This is a genomic window from Ruegeria sp. CI1 (assembly GCF_056536925.1).
In genome coordinates, this window is record NZ_JBQFQP010000007.1 from 188,944 (window position 1) to 203,690 (window position 14,747).

Sequence of the window (14,747 nt, forward strand, 5' to 3'; positions counted from 1 at the left end):
GCCGCGATAAAGGCAAAGGTCACCAGGTTCATCACGGTATCCGTCAGGTCACCGACCAGCATCGCGTGCTCCCTCCTCGCGCAGGCCACGGAACAGGCACACCATCAGCAGGACCGAGATAAAGACAAAGGGCAAGGCACCCAGCGATATCAGGATCTTGACCGAGTCCACCGACCCCGACAGGATCATCGCGACGCTCAGCAACCCCAGCAGAGCGCCCCAGATCAGACGCACGCGCGGCGCCGGATTGGGATCGCCCCCGGTCGAGAATGTCCCCAGCACAAAGGCCGCACTGACAACGCTTGTCACGATGAACAGGAACGCGGCCAGCACCGTCGCCAGCGTGGTCACAGCGGACAGGGGCAGACGGTCGAGCAGGGCAAAGGTCACACGCTCGATATTCGTCTGGGTGAGGGCCAGCAACTCTCCCGCACCGTTAAGCGCCTCAAAAAGGCCGATGCCCCCGAACGCGCCAAACCACAGGATCGAAAACAGGGTGGGGGCGAACAGCACCCCGATCACGAACTCACGAATCGTGCGCCCACGCGAGATGCGGGCGACGAAAACACCCACGAACGGCCCCCACGCGATCCACCAGACCATATAGGTCAGCGTCCAGTCGCTGAACCACTTGGCTACCTCGTCGCCGAAAAACGTATAGGTCTGAAAGCCTCGGGGGATGACATTGGTCACATAGTCGCCAAACCCCTGAACCACCGTGTTCAGCAGGTATTCGGTCGGGCCAAGAATGATGGTATAGGCCACCAGCGCGATGGCGATCGCCATCGCCGCGTTCGACAGCCGCGCCATGCCCTGACCAAGATCGATCATCAGGGCAGGGACATAGGCGGCGACCATGGCCGCAAATACCCCGCCGATCAGAACCGGCCCGGTCGCATCCTTTCCGGCCATCACCGCAAGACCGTCCGCCACCTGAAAAACACCCATCGCCATCGACCCGCCAACCCCGATGGCGATCGCGATAATGGCCATGAAATCCGACAGCCATCCAACCAGCTCGGCCCAACGCTCACCGGGAAACAGGGATCTGATGGGCGCGCTGACCATCATGCCGGTACCACGCCGAAAACTGAAATAGGCAATCGTCAGCGCGGTCGAACCATAGATGGCCCAGGCGTGCAGCCCCCAATGAAAATTGGTGGCCAGCATGGCCTGCTGCGCTGCAAGGAAATCCGGCGCCATGCCCGAGATAAAGCGGTAATGGGTCAGCGGCTCTGCTACCGCCCAGAACAGCAGCCCCACGCCCATGCCCGCCGAAAACAGCATCGCAATCCACGAGGCGGTCGAGAATTCCGGCGTTTCGTCATCCTTGCCCAGCCGTATGTCGCCATATCCGGAAAAGGCCAGCCCCAGGCAGCCGATCAGCATACCCGACGCGGCCAGCATCACGAACCAGCCCCGGCTGTGAAAACTCTGCTGAACGATCCTGCTGGCCCAGGTCACCAGACCCTCGATGTCGACAATGCCCCAGACCCCGACCACCGCGATCACGCACAAAGAGCATGTCAGCAAGGCGTTGGGCTTGGGCATCCCGGTCTCCCCTCCGGTTCAGCAATCTGAAAAGCCTGCACAATTATCGCGCGAAGGTCCAGAACCTAGATCCGGTAGCCCCCGGACACCGTCAGGATCTCGCCCGTGATAAACCCCGCCGCGTCCGAGGCCAGAAACCGAACCGCGCGGGCCACGTCCTCGGGTGTCCCGATCCGGCCCAGCGCCGTGTCCCTGACAAACGCATCGGTCAGGTCGTCGGCGCGCGGCGCTTCGGGGGTGTTGATCGCGCCCGGCGCCACCCCGTTTACCCGGATGCCCCGCGGACCAAGCTCCTTGGCCATCGCCCGCGTCCACAGGTTCAGCGCCGCCTTGCTGGCCCCGTATGTCGCCGCATCGCGCGGCGGCAGCACCGCGTTGACCGACGAGATGCTGACAATTGCCGCCCCGGCGTCCAGATGCGGCAGGGCAGCAGCCAACAGCGCGGCGGGCGCCAGCAGGTTGAGATCCAGAATGGCCCGGTGCGCCTCGGCGTCAAATGCGTCCTTGGGGGTGGACGCGATCAATCCTGCATTATTGACGATCACGTCCAGCCTGCCGAACTGTCCGATTACTTGCGAAATAACCTCTTCGGCCCGATCCGGTCGGGTCAGATCCGCTCGGATCGCCAGTTTGCCATCCCCGGTTCCCGCCGGTTCCGTCGACCGCCATGTGAACGCAACCGAATGGTCCCGCGCCAGATCGTCGACAATCGCCCGCCCGATCCCCCGCGCGCCGCCTGTCACCAATGCAACTTTTTTCATCCCGCCAGCCTAGCGATAAAGGCGCAGGAGGAAAGCCGCTTCTTTCTGGTTCCCAATACCCCGGAGCGCGAGGCAGAGCCTCGCAAAAAGAAAAGGGCGCCCGCAGGCGCCCTTCAAATGCTACTGAAACGTTCTGTCTCAGCTCGCTTTGGCCAGATTGCGCAGCACATAGTGCAGCACGCCGCCGTTTTCGATGTACTCGATCTCCGGCGCGGTATCGATCCGGCATTTCAGGGTGATGGTCTTCTCCGACCCGTCGCCATAGGTGATGGTGCAGGGCACCTCCTGCAGCGGCTGAATGGTGTCCAGCCCCGAAATCGAAACCGTCTCGTCGCCCTTCAGGCCCAGCGTCTTGCGGGTGTCTCCGCCGGTGAACTCGAACGGGATGACGCCCATCCCGACCAGGTTCGAACGGTGAATACGCTCAAAGCTCTCGGCGATCACCGCCTTGACGCCCAGCAGTGCCGTGCCCTTGGCCGCCCAGTCGCGCGAAGACCCCGCGCCATACTGCTCGCCGCCAAAGACCACCAGCGGCGTGCCCGCGTCCTGATACGCCATCGACGCGTCATAGATCGAGGTCTGTGCGCCATCCGGCCCCTTGGTATAGCCACCCTCGACCCCGTCCAGCATCTCGTTCTTGATGCGGATATTGGCAAAGGTGCCACGCATCATGATCTCGTGGTTGCCCCGGCGCGAACCATACGAGTTGAATTCGCGCGGCGCCACCTGACGCTCGGTCAGATACTTGCCTGCGGGCGTGGTGGTGGCAAAGGACCCGGCGGGCGAGATGTGGTCGGTGGTGACCATGTCGCCCAGGATCGCCAGTACCTTGGCGCCCTCGATATTGGTGATGGTGCCCGGCTCCGTTCCCATGCCCTGGAAATAGGGTGGGTTCTGGATATAGGTCGAGGTCGCGGGCCAGTCATAGGTCTCGGCATCGGTGGTCTCGACACCCTGCCACTTCTCGTCCCCCTTGAAGACGTCGGCATATTTCGACTGGAATGCCTCGCGGGTCACAGTGCTTTCGACCAGGTCGGCGATTTCCTTCTGGGTCGGCCAGATGTCCTTCATATAGACATCGTTGCCGTCCTTGTCGGTGCCGATCGGCTCGGATGTCAGGTCGATATCCAGCGTGCCGGCCAACGCATAGACCACCACCAGCGGCGGCGAGGCCAGATAGTTGGCGCGCACGTCGGGCGAGATACGGCCTTCGAAGTTGCGGTTGCCTGACAGAACGCTGGTGGCCACCAGATCGCCCTCGGCAATCGCTTCGCTGATTTCCTTCTGGATCGGACCCGAGTTGCCGATACAGGTGGTGCAGCCATAACCCACAAGGTTGAAGCCGATCTTGTCCAGATCCTCCTGCAGGCCGGCGGCCTCCAGATAGGCGCTGACGACCTGGCTTCCCGGCGCCAGCGAGGTCTTGACCCAGGGCTTGCGGTTCAGCCCCAGTGCGGCGGCCTTGCGCGCCACCAGACCGGCGCCGATCATCACGTAGGGGTTCGAGGTGTTGGTGCAGGACGTGATCGAGGCGATCACCACCTTGCCTGATTCCATCGTGTAATCTTCGCCCTTGACCGCAACCTCCTTGCCCATCGGGCGCTTGAAGGTCTCGGCCATCTCGCGGGTGAACGCGGTCTTGGCATCCGTCAGCGCCACATAGTCCTGCGGGCGCTTGGGGCCGGAAATGGCGGGCACGATGGTGCCCATGTCCAGGCTCAGCGTGTCGGTATAGACAGGGGCGTAATCGGCATCACGCCAGAACCCGTTTTCCTTGGCATAGGCTTCGACCAGCTGGATCCGGTCCTCGTCGCGGCCGGTATTGCGCAGATAGCGCAGGGTCTCTCCGTCGATCGGGAAAAAGCCGCAGGTGGCGCCGTATTCAGGTGCCATGTTGGCGATGGTTGCCCGGTCGGCCAGCGGCAGACGGTCAAGGCCGGTGCCGTAGAATTCGACGAACTTGCCCACCACGCCCTTGGCGCGCAGCATCTCGACGACCTTCAGAACCAGGTCGGTGCCGGTGGTGCCCTCGACCATCTGGCCGGTCAGCTCAAAACCGATCACCTCGGGGATCAGCATCGAGATCGGCTGGCCCAGCATCGCGGCCTCGGCCTCGATCCCGCCAACGCCCCAGCCCAGAACGGCCATGCCGTTGACCATGGTGGTATGGCTGTCGGTGCCGACCAGCGTATCGGGGTACGCGACTTCGTCGCCGTTCTGGTCGGTGTCTGTCCAGACAGTCTGCGCCAGATATTCCAGGTTCACCTGGTGGCAGATGCCGGTTCCCGGCGGCACGACGCGGAAATTGTTGAACGCGTTCTGGCCCCATTTCAGGAACTGATACCGCTCCATGTTGCGCTCGTACTCGCGGTCCACGTTCATCTGGAACGCGCGCGGATTGCCGAACTCATCGATCATGACCGAGTGGTCGATAACCAGATCGACCGGGTTCAGCGGGTTGATCTTCTGCGCGTCACCACCCAGGCCCTTGATGCCGTCGCGCATCGCGGCCAGGTCCACCACGGCGGGAACGCCGGTGAAATCCTGCATCAGCACGCGGGCAGGGCGATAGGCAATCTCGCGCGGGTTCCTGCCGCCCTTGGCGCCCCATTCGGCAAAGGCCTTGATGTCGTCAACCGACACCGAGAATCCGCCGTCCTCGAATCGCAGCATGTTCTCCAGAACCACTTTCAGCGCGGCGGGAAGCTTTGAGAAATCGCCCAGGCCGGCCTCTTGCGCGGCGGGGATCGAATAATAAGAAACGGACTTGCCATTCACGCTCAGCGTCTTGCGTGTCTTGGCGGTATCCTGTCCAACTTTGATGGGCATCCGTGGCCTCCCTGTCAAAATGCGTGGAAATGGGATTCGCTGATGGCTATCTGCATCACGAACGGCCTCCGTTCAAGGTCCAAGACGGGGGGTGCGGCAATTTTTGTATACCATTGCACACATTTTTGACCGATCCGCTGACATCCAACTCAAGAAACCTTGATTAGCGGTTGAACGGCAGGCGTTCTACACCATGATAACCATCCCAATTCAACCAGGGCCACCCATGTTCAAATCGTTCGCCGCCGCATTGTTCTGCCTGTCCACGATCACGCCGGCATCGGCCGAAGGAAATCCTGTCGTGGTCGAGCTTTTCACCTCGCAGGGCTGTTCCTCGTGTCCCCCGGCAGACCGGATCATGCACGAACTGGCGCAGCGCGACGACGTGATCGGCCTGGCCCTGCATGTCGATTACTGGGACTACATCGGCTGGAAAGACGAGTATGCCGATCCCAGTCATGCCCAGCGCCAACGCGCCTATGCGCGCGAGGGCGGCCGATCGATGATCTATACGCCGCAAATGGTGATCAACGGTCAGCACGATGTGGTCGGTGCCAAAGGGCGCGAACTTGAGCGGCTGATCCGCCTTCACAGCGCCCGGCCGGATGTTGTCAGCGTTTCCGCGGTCCGCAATGGTGACGATCTTTCAATCGACGTTGCGCCGCTCAGCCTGACGGAACGTGGTACCTACTCGATCCAGGTCGTTCAGTATTCCCCGCTGCGCCATGCCTCGATCAAACGCGGAGAGCTGGCCGGGCATGACCTGAACTATGCCAACGTAGTGGAAAGCTGGCAGGTTGCGGGCCAATGGAGCGGATCAGCAGAGGCGAACTTCACCACCTCGCTCGATCCTCATCTCCCTGCCGTCGTGATCGTGCAGCACGCCGATCAGGGGCCAATCGTCGCCGCCGCCAGGGTCGAGTGATCAGGGCATGTCCTCGGGCTGAACGCCCAGACCGTTCCACGCTTTCCAGCGGCGGTGGATCCAGAACCACTGGCCCATATGCTGACGCACCATCGCTTCGAGGTCGTCATTGATGTACTGCGTCATGGTCTTGGCATCGGAATGCGGCACCGGGTCGTGCAGAACGATTTCGAAATCGACCCCGTTGGGTTGCCGGACGGCATAACATGGGATCATAACCGCACCGTATTTGATCGCCAGTTCCGCATTCAGGATCGAGGTGACTGCAGGTTTGCCAAAAAAGGTCAGTTCCTCGCCGCCATGCGCGTGCAGGTCCGAGACAATCGCGATGATGCCGCCCTGTTTCAGTGACCGCACCATTTCCATCATGCCCCTGCGGCCCTGTTCGAACATCGGCTCGCCGGTGCGGTGGAACGCGTCCACATACATCTCGTTGAAATAGGGGTTGGCCATGCGGCGATAGAGGCATCCGATCGGTTTGCCGCTGCGGGTCTGCAACGCGATGCGCGCGGCCAGATAGTGACCGAAATGCGCGGTGATCATCATCAGCGGCCGCCCCTCGGCCACTGCCTGATCAAAGGCCGCAACGCCCGCGCCGGACACCTTGGCGTTTCTCTGGCGGTCGGTGAAATCCTCGGGCGAGAAATGTTCCATGATCGCGCGCCCGGCATTGTCGGGCACCTGGCGGCAGATCCGGTCGACCTCGTCGGACGGCAGGTCGGGGCAGGTGAGTTTCAGGTTCTTCTCCACCCGCTTGCGGAACCCCACCAGTGGCGACAAACGGCGCACCATCGCGCCCATCGCCGCAAGGCGGCGCTCGTAAGGCAACAGGTGCATGGCGCCGATCACGCCCTTCAGAAACACGTTGGTGGCATAGTATTTGCCAAGCTCAACTCGGCCGAGTTCCGATTTTTCGATGGGCATATAGGGGTCTCACCGCTGTTGCGTCTCGCGATGCCAGACATACAGACCCGCCCCCGCGATCACAAGCGTGCCAAGGACGGTCCACAGATCGGGGTATTCCGCAAAGAACAGCACGCTCCACAACGCGGCAAAGCCCAGACCGGAATAGGCATAGGGCGCCAGCATCGCCGCCTCGCCCCGGCTGAAGGCCAGGATCAGGAACATCTGTCCCATTGTGCCGAACCCCGCGACCAGTACGATCAGCCCCCAGCCCGACGGCTCGGGCATCTGCCATTGCGCCGGGGCGATCAGGCTCAGCAGAACCGTGCCCACCAGCCCGGTATAAAACAGCGATGTCCACGGGTCCTCGTCCGGACCCACGCGCCGGGTCAGCAAGGCATAGGCCGAATAACAGATGGCCGCCCCGATGGGAAAGAACGCGGCCGGTTGAAACACCGACGAGCCGGGGCGGATTACCATCGCAGCCCCCAGCACGGCCACCACGATCCCGGTGATCCGGCGCGGCCCGAGTGGTTCGCGCAGAAACAACGCCGCCCCCAGTGTGATCAGAACCGGGTTGATCGACATCAGTGCCGCCGCATCCGTCAGGGGAATGCGACTCAGCCCGACAAAGAAAAACCCCGTCGCCCCCATCAGCAGCAGCGAGCGCAGCAATTGCAGCTTCGGGTACCGTGTCCGCACGATCCGCCGCAGGCGCGGCAGAACCAGCACCAGCACCACCAGCATCTGCCCGGCATATCGCACCCAAAGCGCCGAAAGCACCCCGATCTTCGGCGCCAGCGCCTTGACCGAAGCATCCATCAGCGAAAAGCACAGGATCGCCAACACCATCATCACGATGGCGCGACCCGCCCCGGCGCTCAAGCCGGGTCTCCATCGTGGGGCAAGGGAAGGGCGGTTGTCATAGGGCTTGATAGGCCGGGACGCGTTGCCGGTCCATCCACTTGCTTCGCAATTGCCGTAACGTTCCTGACGCCGGGTCAGGCCGCTTCTTCGGCCTCCGGCTCGATCAGCGTGATTGTCCCGTCATCGACCAGCGTGCGGATTGATCCCACAACTTCGGCCATGGCCTGTTCGGCCTCGGCCCGTTTGACCTTGCCACGCTCGGCGACCTCCTCGCGCAGGTTGTCCGCCATGCGGCTCGACATGTTGGCCAGCAGAAACTCCGCCGCCGCCCGGTCGCCCTCGGTCTCGGCCCCGGCCAGCGCCGCGACCAGAACCGGCTGTTCGACCCCCCGGATCACCGCCGCGACATCGCGCGTCGAAATCCGCTCCGGGATGTGGGCAAAGGTAAAGATCACCCGGCGCACATTGCTGGCGAACTCCGCGTCCTCCTCGTCCAGCGCATGCAACAGCCCGTCGCGGGTGCTGGCCGCCGACTGGTTGAGGATGGCGCCAACCCGCGCCTCGGGCCGGTCCTTGAACGCGGGCACCGGCTTGCGGTCCAGTTGCGCCGCCAGCGACCAGCCGATCCGGTCCACCGCCTCGGGCGTCACATTGCCGGTCTGCGACATGGCATAGGTGATGCGCCGCGCCACCGGCCCCGGCAGGCATCCCAGCAGGGCGGCGGCCTTGGGCGTGTCAAGCTTGGACAGCATCACCGCCGCCACTTCGGTGCTCTCGGCCTGCGCCATTTCAGCCAGTTCTTTGGCTTCCAGCGCGCGCAAACGTTGCCACGGATCGCCGATCTGGCGCACCCCGGCCTCCTTGCGCAGGCGCGCCGCCGTACTTGCGCCGATCTTGCCGGTCATCGCGTCCAGCGCCCCGGCCAGCCCGTGCGGGAAGGACAGGCCGATCCCCTCCAACGTCTCGGCAAACTCATGCGCGACGGCGTCCAGTGTCACCCGGTCCACCAGCCCCATGCACCCCATCTGCTGCGTCAGCCGGGCCTGCAGTTCCTCGGGCAGCTCCTCCAGCGGGATATCCGCGCCTTCGTTGAGCAACAGCCGCACCACGACGGCGGCCTTCTGAAGGTTGGACAGGTCCCGCGGAACCCTGCGTTCTTCCACCACATCCGGTTCCGGGGCACGCGCCCGCGGCGCACCCGCACCTGTTCGAACCAATGCACTGCAGTCCTGCATCGCCTGCGCCATCCAACAATTGACTTCCGCAGTCAGGCTAGCCGCACACCGGTAAAGAAAGGCTGAACCTCAATAGCTGTAGGTGACCCCCGACCGGATCGCATCGCGCAGCGAGGTTTCGGGCCAGCTTCCCTCGCCACCCCGCGCCTTGATCTCTTTCCATTGCTCGATGGCCAGGCCGGTCTTGCCTTCGGCGACAAATCCCTGTCCCATATAGCTGCGGGCCAGAAGATTGTCGGGATTGGTGGCGATCGCCTTTTGATAATAGGCGTTGGCCAGATCGGTCTGGCCCTGTTTGCGATAGGTAAATCCCCAATAGGTCAGGACGCGGTCGTCGTTCTGATCGCTCATCACCCGCAACACATTCTGTGCATGAGCCAACTGCCCGTCATAGGCCAGCTCGCGCGCGGCTTCGTACAGTTCGTCATCGGTGAAATTGGTCGCGCTCGGTTTGACGCATTTCTGCGTATCCACATCCCAGACCCGCCCGAACAGGCATTTCTTGGTGGTTTTCGTGGTCTTGGGCGGGCTTCCGCTGCCACCGCTGGCGGCAAGGGCCGTATCGGGGGTGAAGGCAAATCCAGAAAGGGCAATAGCAGTCGCGATCAACAGGCGCATCGAAGGTCTCCGGTCAAATATCCGTTCTCAAATCAAATAGCGTGACATTGAAAAAAGCGAGCCGCAAGCGACCCGCTTTCTTTCAAACTTCGGTGAGGCACAGTTCAACTCGTGACCTCTTTCACGCAGCTCTGGCTTTCGCTGTCCCAGACGGTGCCGGGTACGCAGGACTGCGTTTGTTGCTGATGAATTTCGCAGGCCAGGGCGACCGAGGCCGACAGCCCGAAAACAACAGCGCAAGCTAGCGTCTTGAACGTCATCGCGTTTCTCCTGTCTCGACTTGCGCTTTCATCATAGCCGGTTTTGTCCCGTCTGGCAAAACAACAAAGCCCGGATCACGCCTGCGATCCGGGCCTTGCACTTTGTACTTGAACTGTGACCGGTTACGCGCCGAAAACACGCGCGAAAATCGTGTCCACGTGTTTGGTGTGATAACCCAGATCGAATTTCTCTTCGATCTCCGCCGGACTGAGTGCTGCCGTCACCTCGGAATCACCCAGCAGCTCGGTCTTGAAATCCTTGCCCTGTTCCCAGACCTTCATGGCGTTGCGCTGCACCAGACGATAGGCGTCCTCGCGGCTCACCCCCGCCTGTGTCAGTGCCAGCAGCACCCGCTGGCTCATCACCAGCCCCCGGAACTTGTTCATGTTGGCAAGCATGTTGTCGGGATAGACGACCAGATTCTCGATCACGCCGGCCAGACGGTTCAGCGCGAAATCCAGCGTCACGGTGGCGTCGGGGCCGATGCCGCGCTCCACCGAGGAATGCGAGATATCCCGCTCGTGCCACAGCGCCACGTTCTCCATCGCCGGGATCACCGCCATGCGCACCAGCCGGGCGAGGCCGGTCAGGTTCTCGGTCAAGACCGGGTTGCGCTTGTGCGGCATCGCCGACGATCCCTTCTGACCTTTCGAGAAGAACTCTTCCGCTTCCAGCACCTCGGTCCGCTGCATGTGGCGGATCTCGACGGCGATGTTCTCGATGCTGCTGGCGATCACGCCCAGCGTGGCAAAGAACATCGCATGCCGGTCGCGCGGAATGACCTGGGTGGAAATCGGCTCGGGGCGCAGGCCCAGCTTTTCGCACACATGCTCCTCGACCGCAGGGTCGATATTGGCAAAGGTGCCGACCGCGCCGGATATCGCGCCAGTGGCCACTTCCCACCGCGCTTTTTCCAACCGGTTCTTGTTGCGGTCCATCTCGGCATAAAAGCGGGCAAAGGTCAGCCCCATCGTCGTCGGCTCGGCATGGATGCCGTGGCTGCGGCCGATGCGAATGGTGTCCTTGTGCTCGTGGGCGCGCTTTTTCAGCGCCGCCAGCACCTTGTCCATATCCGCCAGCAGAATGTCGGCGGCGCGCACCAGCTGGATGTTCAGCGTGGTGTCCAGCACGTCCGACGAGGTCATGCCCTGATGCACGAAGCGCGCATCCTCTGACCCGATATGCTCGGCCAGATGGGTCAGGAACGCGATCACGTCATGCTTGGTCACCGCCTCGATCTCGTCGATCCGGGCCACGTCGAATTCCACGTCCTTGGCCTTCCACACGGCCTCGGCATTGGCCTTTGGGATCACCCCCAGCTCGGCCTGCGCGTCACAGGCATGGGCCTCGATCTCGTACCAGATGCGGAACTTGGTCTCGGGCGACCAGATGGCGACCATTTCGGGGCGGGAATAGCGGGGGATCATTGGCAGCGGCACCTTTTTGTGATTGGCATGGGGCGTTGGCGCGGGTCTTAGACCCCCGCGCGCGCTGGAACAAGACACGAGACCCCGGATGAGACGGTTTGCCCTGATTTTTCTACCCCCAGGCCGGTTACGCCGATGACCGCGCCGCAGAGAATTGCCGATTTCGAGGGCGAATGGTGCCTTGAGCGGGTGATCGACGACCGCCTGTCCGGCCAGATCCTGCGTGCCGACGGGGTCGCGACGCTGCGTCGCAGCGAAGAGGGCCTTGTCTATGACGAAGAGGTTACGCTGCGCATCCCCGGCCAGCAGCCGATGCGCGGAACCCGCCGCTATCTGTGGCAAGCCGCAGGCCCGCAGATCGCGATTCATTTCGAAGATGGCCGTTATTTCCATGGCTTAACCCTGGGTCAAGCAAAACCGGCCGACCACCACGACTGCCCGCCCGACAGCTATGACGCGGCCTATGATTTCTCCGCCTGGCCGCGCTGGAGCGTGCGCTGGACGGTCTCGGGTCCGCGCAAATCCTATGAAATGAGGACGGAATTCTCGCGCCGATAGCGTAAACTTCTTGCAGCAGGCGGCCTGAATGGGCATTGCTGTGTGCCAATGACGGATTGATATGGGAGACCATGGAATGAGCATGAGTGTTCTGGCCGACGCAATCGGCCCGCGCGAAGGAACGGCCCTCAGGGTCAAGCAAGTGGTTCTGGTGGCGCTGGGCATCGTTGCCCTGGCGATTGCCGCAAAAATCAAGGTGCCGATGTGGCCGGTTCCGATCACCATGGGAACGTTTGCCGTTCTCTCGATCGGCACCGCCTATGGCGCGCGCCTGGGCCTGGTGACCATGCTGGGTTACCTGCTGGTCGGCGCGCTGGGCTTTGACGTGTTCGCCGGGTCCTCGGCCGAGAAATTCGGCCTGACCTACATGATGGGCGGCACCGGCGGCTATCTGGTCGGTTACCTGCTGGCCACGGTGACGCTGGGCGCACTGGCCGCGCGCGGCTGGGACCGTTCGTTCGGCAAGATGGCGCTGGCGCTGGTGCTGGCCAACGTGCTGATCTACGTTCCCGGCCTGCTGTGGCTGGGCCAGCTCTATGGCTGGGACAAGCCGATCCTCGAATGGGGCCTGACCCCGTTCCTGGTGGGCGACGCGATCAAGCTGGTGCTGGCCGCGCTGCTGATCCCCGGCCTGTGGAAACTGGTGGGCAACGCCCGCGGCTAAGCCTGACGGCAACAAGACGAAAGGCCCGGAGCGCATCGCTCCGGGCCTTTTCTTATGTGGACGACAGTCAACGCTGACCGATAATAATCCCGGGCATTTTCTACGGCATCGCCGGAATGTCGGTCGGTTCGGGTTTGGCGCCTGCAGCTGTGAGCATGGCATGTATCTGTCCCCGGTGATGGGTTTGGTGATTGAAGAGTTGAACAACGCTGGCAGCTTTCAGCGTTTCAATCCTGGCCGAGCCGTCAAGCGGGTACCATCTGACAAAGCCATTGAGATCAGCGGTGCTGGTGCTGGCAGCCCACTGTTCGATTTCTGCATCTCGCCGCATGCGCAAGTCCCTGAACTCACACCAGTCTGAAGGGCTGGTCAGTGAATGTGTGACCGTATCCTGCGGTCGTTCGTTTCCTTTGATACGCTCAAGCATGAGTGCATCAGCCCAAAAAAGGTGGTTCAGTGTTGCCGCTATGGATTTGAAGAACGCTCCTCGATCCAGCCAGCGCTCGAACTCGGTCAATCCATCGGCTGCAGTCACGAGCGAGGTGTTTTGCCAGCTGTTGTAGCGTGCGAAAAGACGGCAGTATTCGGCTGAAATCATCATTCCTGGCCTCAGTGTTATGGGGGTTTTTCGGAAAATGGGCGCTTGCCAATGGAATTTGGCAAATTGCGCCCCGACCCGCACGGGCTGTCGCGCCGTCGGGTGAATGTCATGGTATAGGGGTTACCGGCCTTGCGTAAGCCTTTTTTGGTCGCGCCTGTCTGGATACAGGATCACCAAGTACCGTTTTCGGCACGCGCCGGTGGATGAGGGGGCCGCATATAATTTTCCTCGATCATCCCGGCCAGGGCGCGCGTGGTAACCCGCGGTCGAAAGACCCGACCGCGGTCCCCAAAAGCCCTCAGACGGCCAGCGGGTCTTCCACAAGAACCGTGGTCACATGTGCCGATCCTTCCAATGTCCGGTGCACCGGGCATTTGTCGGCGATCTCCAGCAGTTTCCGCCGCTGTTCGGCGTCCAGCGGGCCGTCCAGGCGGATTCGCCGGTCGAAATGGTCGATCTTGCTGTCCGTCTTCAGCCCGGCATCCTGTGCATGCACCTTGTTGTGGCTGACATCGACACTGATCCCTTTCAGCGGCCATTGCTTGCGCCGGGCATACATGCGGATCGTCATCGAGGTGCACGCCCCAAGCCCCGCCGCCAGGTATCCATAGGGCGACATGCCCTTGTCTGTGCCGCCATAGGCGACCGGTTCATCCGCCAGCGTGTGATGATCCGGCCCCGACTGCACATCCTGCAGAAACCCGTTCACGTCGGCTTCGGTCACCCGCACGATGCCCTCGGGCGCACCCGGGGGCGGGGCTGGGGGCGTCAGGTCCAGATAGCGCGATACCCAGGCCGATATGACGTCGGCGGCATATTCCGCATCCTCCGCGCGCGAGATCAGGTGATCCGCGCCGTCGAGCGTGACAAAGCTTTTGGGGTGTTTTGCCGCCTGAAAGATCTGCGCGGCATTGTCGATGCTGACAGTGTCGTCGCGCGGTGCATGCAGCACCAGCAGCGCCGCCTTCAACCCGCCGATCGCCTCGGTCAGCGAGATGCTGGAAATATCCTCGACAAAATCGCGCCCGATCCGGAAGGGCCTGCCGCCCAGAAGAACTTCGGCGGCGCCTTCCTGCTGAATTCTCGGGATTTCACCTTCGAAATGATGCGAGACATGGCCCGGATCGGCAGGGGCGCCCAATGTGACCACCGCCTTGACCGATGGCAGTCCGGCACGGGCGCGCAGCACCGCAGCCCCACCCAGCGAATGACCGATCAGAACCGATGGCGCCATGTCGCGCCCGCTCAGGTACTGTCCCGCCGCGACCAGATCCTCGACATTCGAGGTAAAGGTGGTGTTGGCGAATTCGCCTTCGGAATGACCCAGCCCGGTGAAATCGAACCGCAACACCGCAATCCCCATCGCCGCCAGCCGCGCCGCGATACGCCGTGCGGCGGGGATATCCTTGGAACAGGTGAAGCAATGGGCGAAAATCGCGGTTGCCAGAATGGGGCCATCGGGCAAGTCGAACCGGGCTGCAAGCTGGCCGCCATCATGGCCGGCAAAGGTGATGCGTTCTGTGGGCATGTTAAGTCTCCTGAAGTCG

At 62.4% G+C, this 14,747-nt stretch carries 14 protein-coding genes; 3 read left to right on the plus strand and 11 right to left on the minus strand.

What is annotated here, in order from left to right:
- Window positions 1-48: 48 nt before the first annotated feature.
- The 3 genes from ACR0LZ_RS10585 to acnA all read right to left on the minus strand — a co-directional run bounded on the left by ACR0LZ_RS10585 (window position 49) and on the right by acnA (window position 5,141).
- Window positions 49-1,551 carry a BCCT family transporter gene (locus ACR0LZ_RS10585; protein ID WP_480749770.1) on the minus strand — a complete coding sequence of 501 codons (1,503 nt, stop codon included), beginning with the start codon at window positions 1,549-1,551 and terminating at the stop codon, window positions 49-51.
- A 65-nt stretch (window positions 1,552-1,616) separates the two neighbouring features.
- Window positions 1,617-2,312 carry an SDR family NAD(P)-dependent oxidoreductase gene (locus ACR0LZ_RS10590; protein ID WP_480749771.1) on the minus strand — a complete coding sequence of 232 codons (696 nt, stop codon included), beginning with the start codon at window positions 2,310-2,312 and terminating at the stop codon, window positions 1,617-1,619.
- Window positions 2,313-2,450: 138 nt separating this feature from the next.
- Complete coding sequence (acnA, locus tag ACR0LZ_RS10595; protein ID WP_480749772.1) at window positions 2,451-5,141, minus strand: aconitate hydratase AcnA; 2,691 nt, start codon at window positions 5,139-5,141, stop codon at window positions 2,451-2,453.
- A 226-nt stretch (window positions 5,142-5,367) separates the two neighbouring features.
- On the opposite strand from acnA, the gene ACR0LZ_RS10600 reads away from it, so the two are divergent.
- Window positions 5,368-6,066: a DUF1223 domain-containing protein gene (locus tag ACR0LZ_RS10600; RefSeq protein WP_480749773.1), complete on the plus strand. Its 699-nt coding sequence runs from the start codon at window positions 5,368-5,370 to the stop codon at window positions 6,064-6,066.
- On the opposite strand, the gene ACR0LZ_RS10605 is transcribed toward ACR0LZ_RS10600, so the two are convergent.
- The 6 genes from ACR0LZ_RS10605 to purB all read right to left on the minus strand — a co-directional run bounded on the left by ACR0LZ_RS10605 (window position 6,067) and on the right by purB (window position 11,377).
- Window positions 6,067-6,990, minus strand: a complete 924-nt coding sequence (locus ACR0LZ_RS10605) for a lysophospholipid acyltransferase family protein (RefSeq protein ID WP_480749774.1) — start codon at window positions 6,988-6,990, stop codon at window positions 6,067-6,069. It abuts the gene before it with no gap.
- Between the two features lie 9 nt (window positions 6,991-6,999).
- Window positions 7,000-7,854 carry a DMT family transporter gene (locus ACR0LZ_RS10610; protein ID WP_480749775.1) on the minus strand — a complete coding sequence of 285 codons (855 nt, stop codon included), beginning with the start codon at window positions 7,852-7,854 and terminating at the stop codon, window positions 7,000-7,002.
- Between the two features lie 116 nt (window positions 7,855-7,970).
- The gene (locus ACR0LZ_RS10615) at window positions 7,971-9,071 is read right to left on the minus strand and encodes a flagellar motor switch protein FliG (protein WP_480749776.1); all 1,101 of its coding nucleotides are present in this window, start codon (window positions 9,069-9,071) and stop codon (window positions 7,971-7,973) included.
- 69 nt (window positions 9,072-9,140) lie between these two features.
- Window positions 9,141-9,689, minus strand: a complete 549-nt coding sequence (locus ACR0LZ_RS10620) for a tetratricopeptide repeat protein (RefSeq protein WP_480749778.1) — start codon at window positions 9,687-9,689, stop codon at window positions 9,141-9,143.
- 104 nt (window positions 9,690-9,793) lie between these two features.
- The gene (locus ACR0LZ_RS10625) at window positions 9,794-9,949 is read right to left on the minus strand and encodes a hypothetical protein (RefSeq protein WP_480749779.1); all 156 of its coding nucleotides are present in this window, start codon (window positions 9,947-9,949) and stop codon (window positions 9,794-9,796) included.
- A 123-nt stretch (window positions 9,950-10,072) separates the two neighbouring features.
- A complete protein-coding gene (gene purB, locus ACR0LZ_RS10630; RefSeq protein ID WP_480749780.1) occupies window positions 10,073-11,377 on the minus strand; it encodes an adenylosuccinate lyase in 1,305 nt (434 codons plus the stop codon).
- Between the two features lie 135 nt (window positions 11,378-11,512).
- On the opposite strand from purB, the gene ACR0LZ_RS10635 reads away from it, so the two are divergent.
- Complete coding sequence (locus tag ACR0LZ_RS10635) at window positions 11,513-11,935, plus strand: DUF6314 family protein (RefSeq protein ID WP_480749781.1); 423 nt, start codon at window positions 11,513-11,515, stop codon at window positions 11,933-11,935.
- A gap of 76 nt (window positions 11,936-12,011) precedes the next feature.
- The gene (locus ACR0LZ_RS10640) at window positions 12,012-12,599 is read left to right on the plus strand and encodes a biotin transporter BioY (RefSeq protein ID WP_480749782.1); all 588 of its coding nucleotides are present in this window, start codon (window positions 12,012-12,014) and stop codon (window positions 12,597-12,599) included.
- A 100-nt stretch (window positions 12,600-12,699) separates the two neighbouring features.
- On the opposite strand, the gene ACR0LZ_RS10645 is transcribed toward ACR0LZ_RS10640, so the two are convergent.
- Both ACR0LZ_RS10645 and ACR0LZ_RS10650 read right to left on the minus strand, forming a co-directional pair.
- Complete coding sequence (locus ACR0LZ_RS10645; RefSeq protein WP_480749783.1) at window positions 12,700-13,200, minus strand: DinB family protein; 501 nt, start codon at window positions 13,198-13,200, stop codon at window positions 12,700-12,702.
- Between the two features lie 298 nt (window positions 13,201-13,498).
- Window positions 13,499-14,728 carry a bifunctional alpha/beta hydrolase/OsmC family protein gene (locus ACR0LZ_RS10650; protein ID WP_480749784.1) on the minus strand — a complete coding sequence of 410 codons (1,230 nt, stop codon included), beginning with the start codon at window positions 14,726-14,728 and terminating at the stop codon, window positions 13,499-13,501.
- Between the last annotated feature and the right edge of the window lie 19 nt (window positions 14,729-14,747).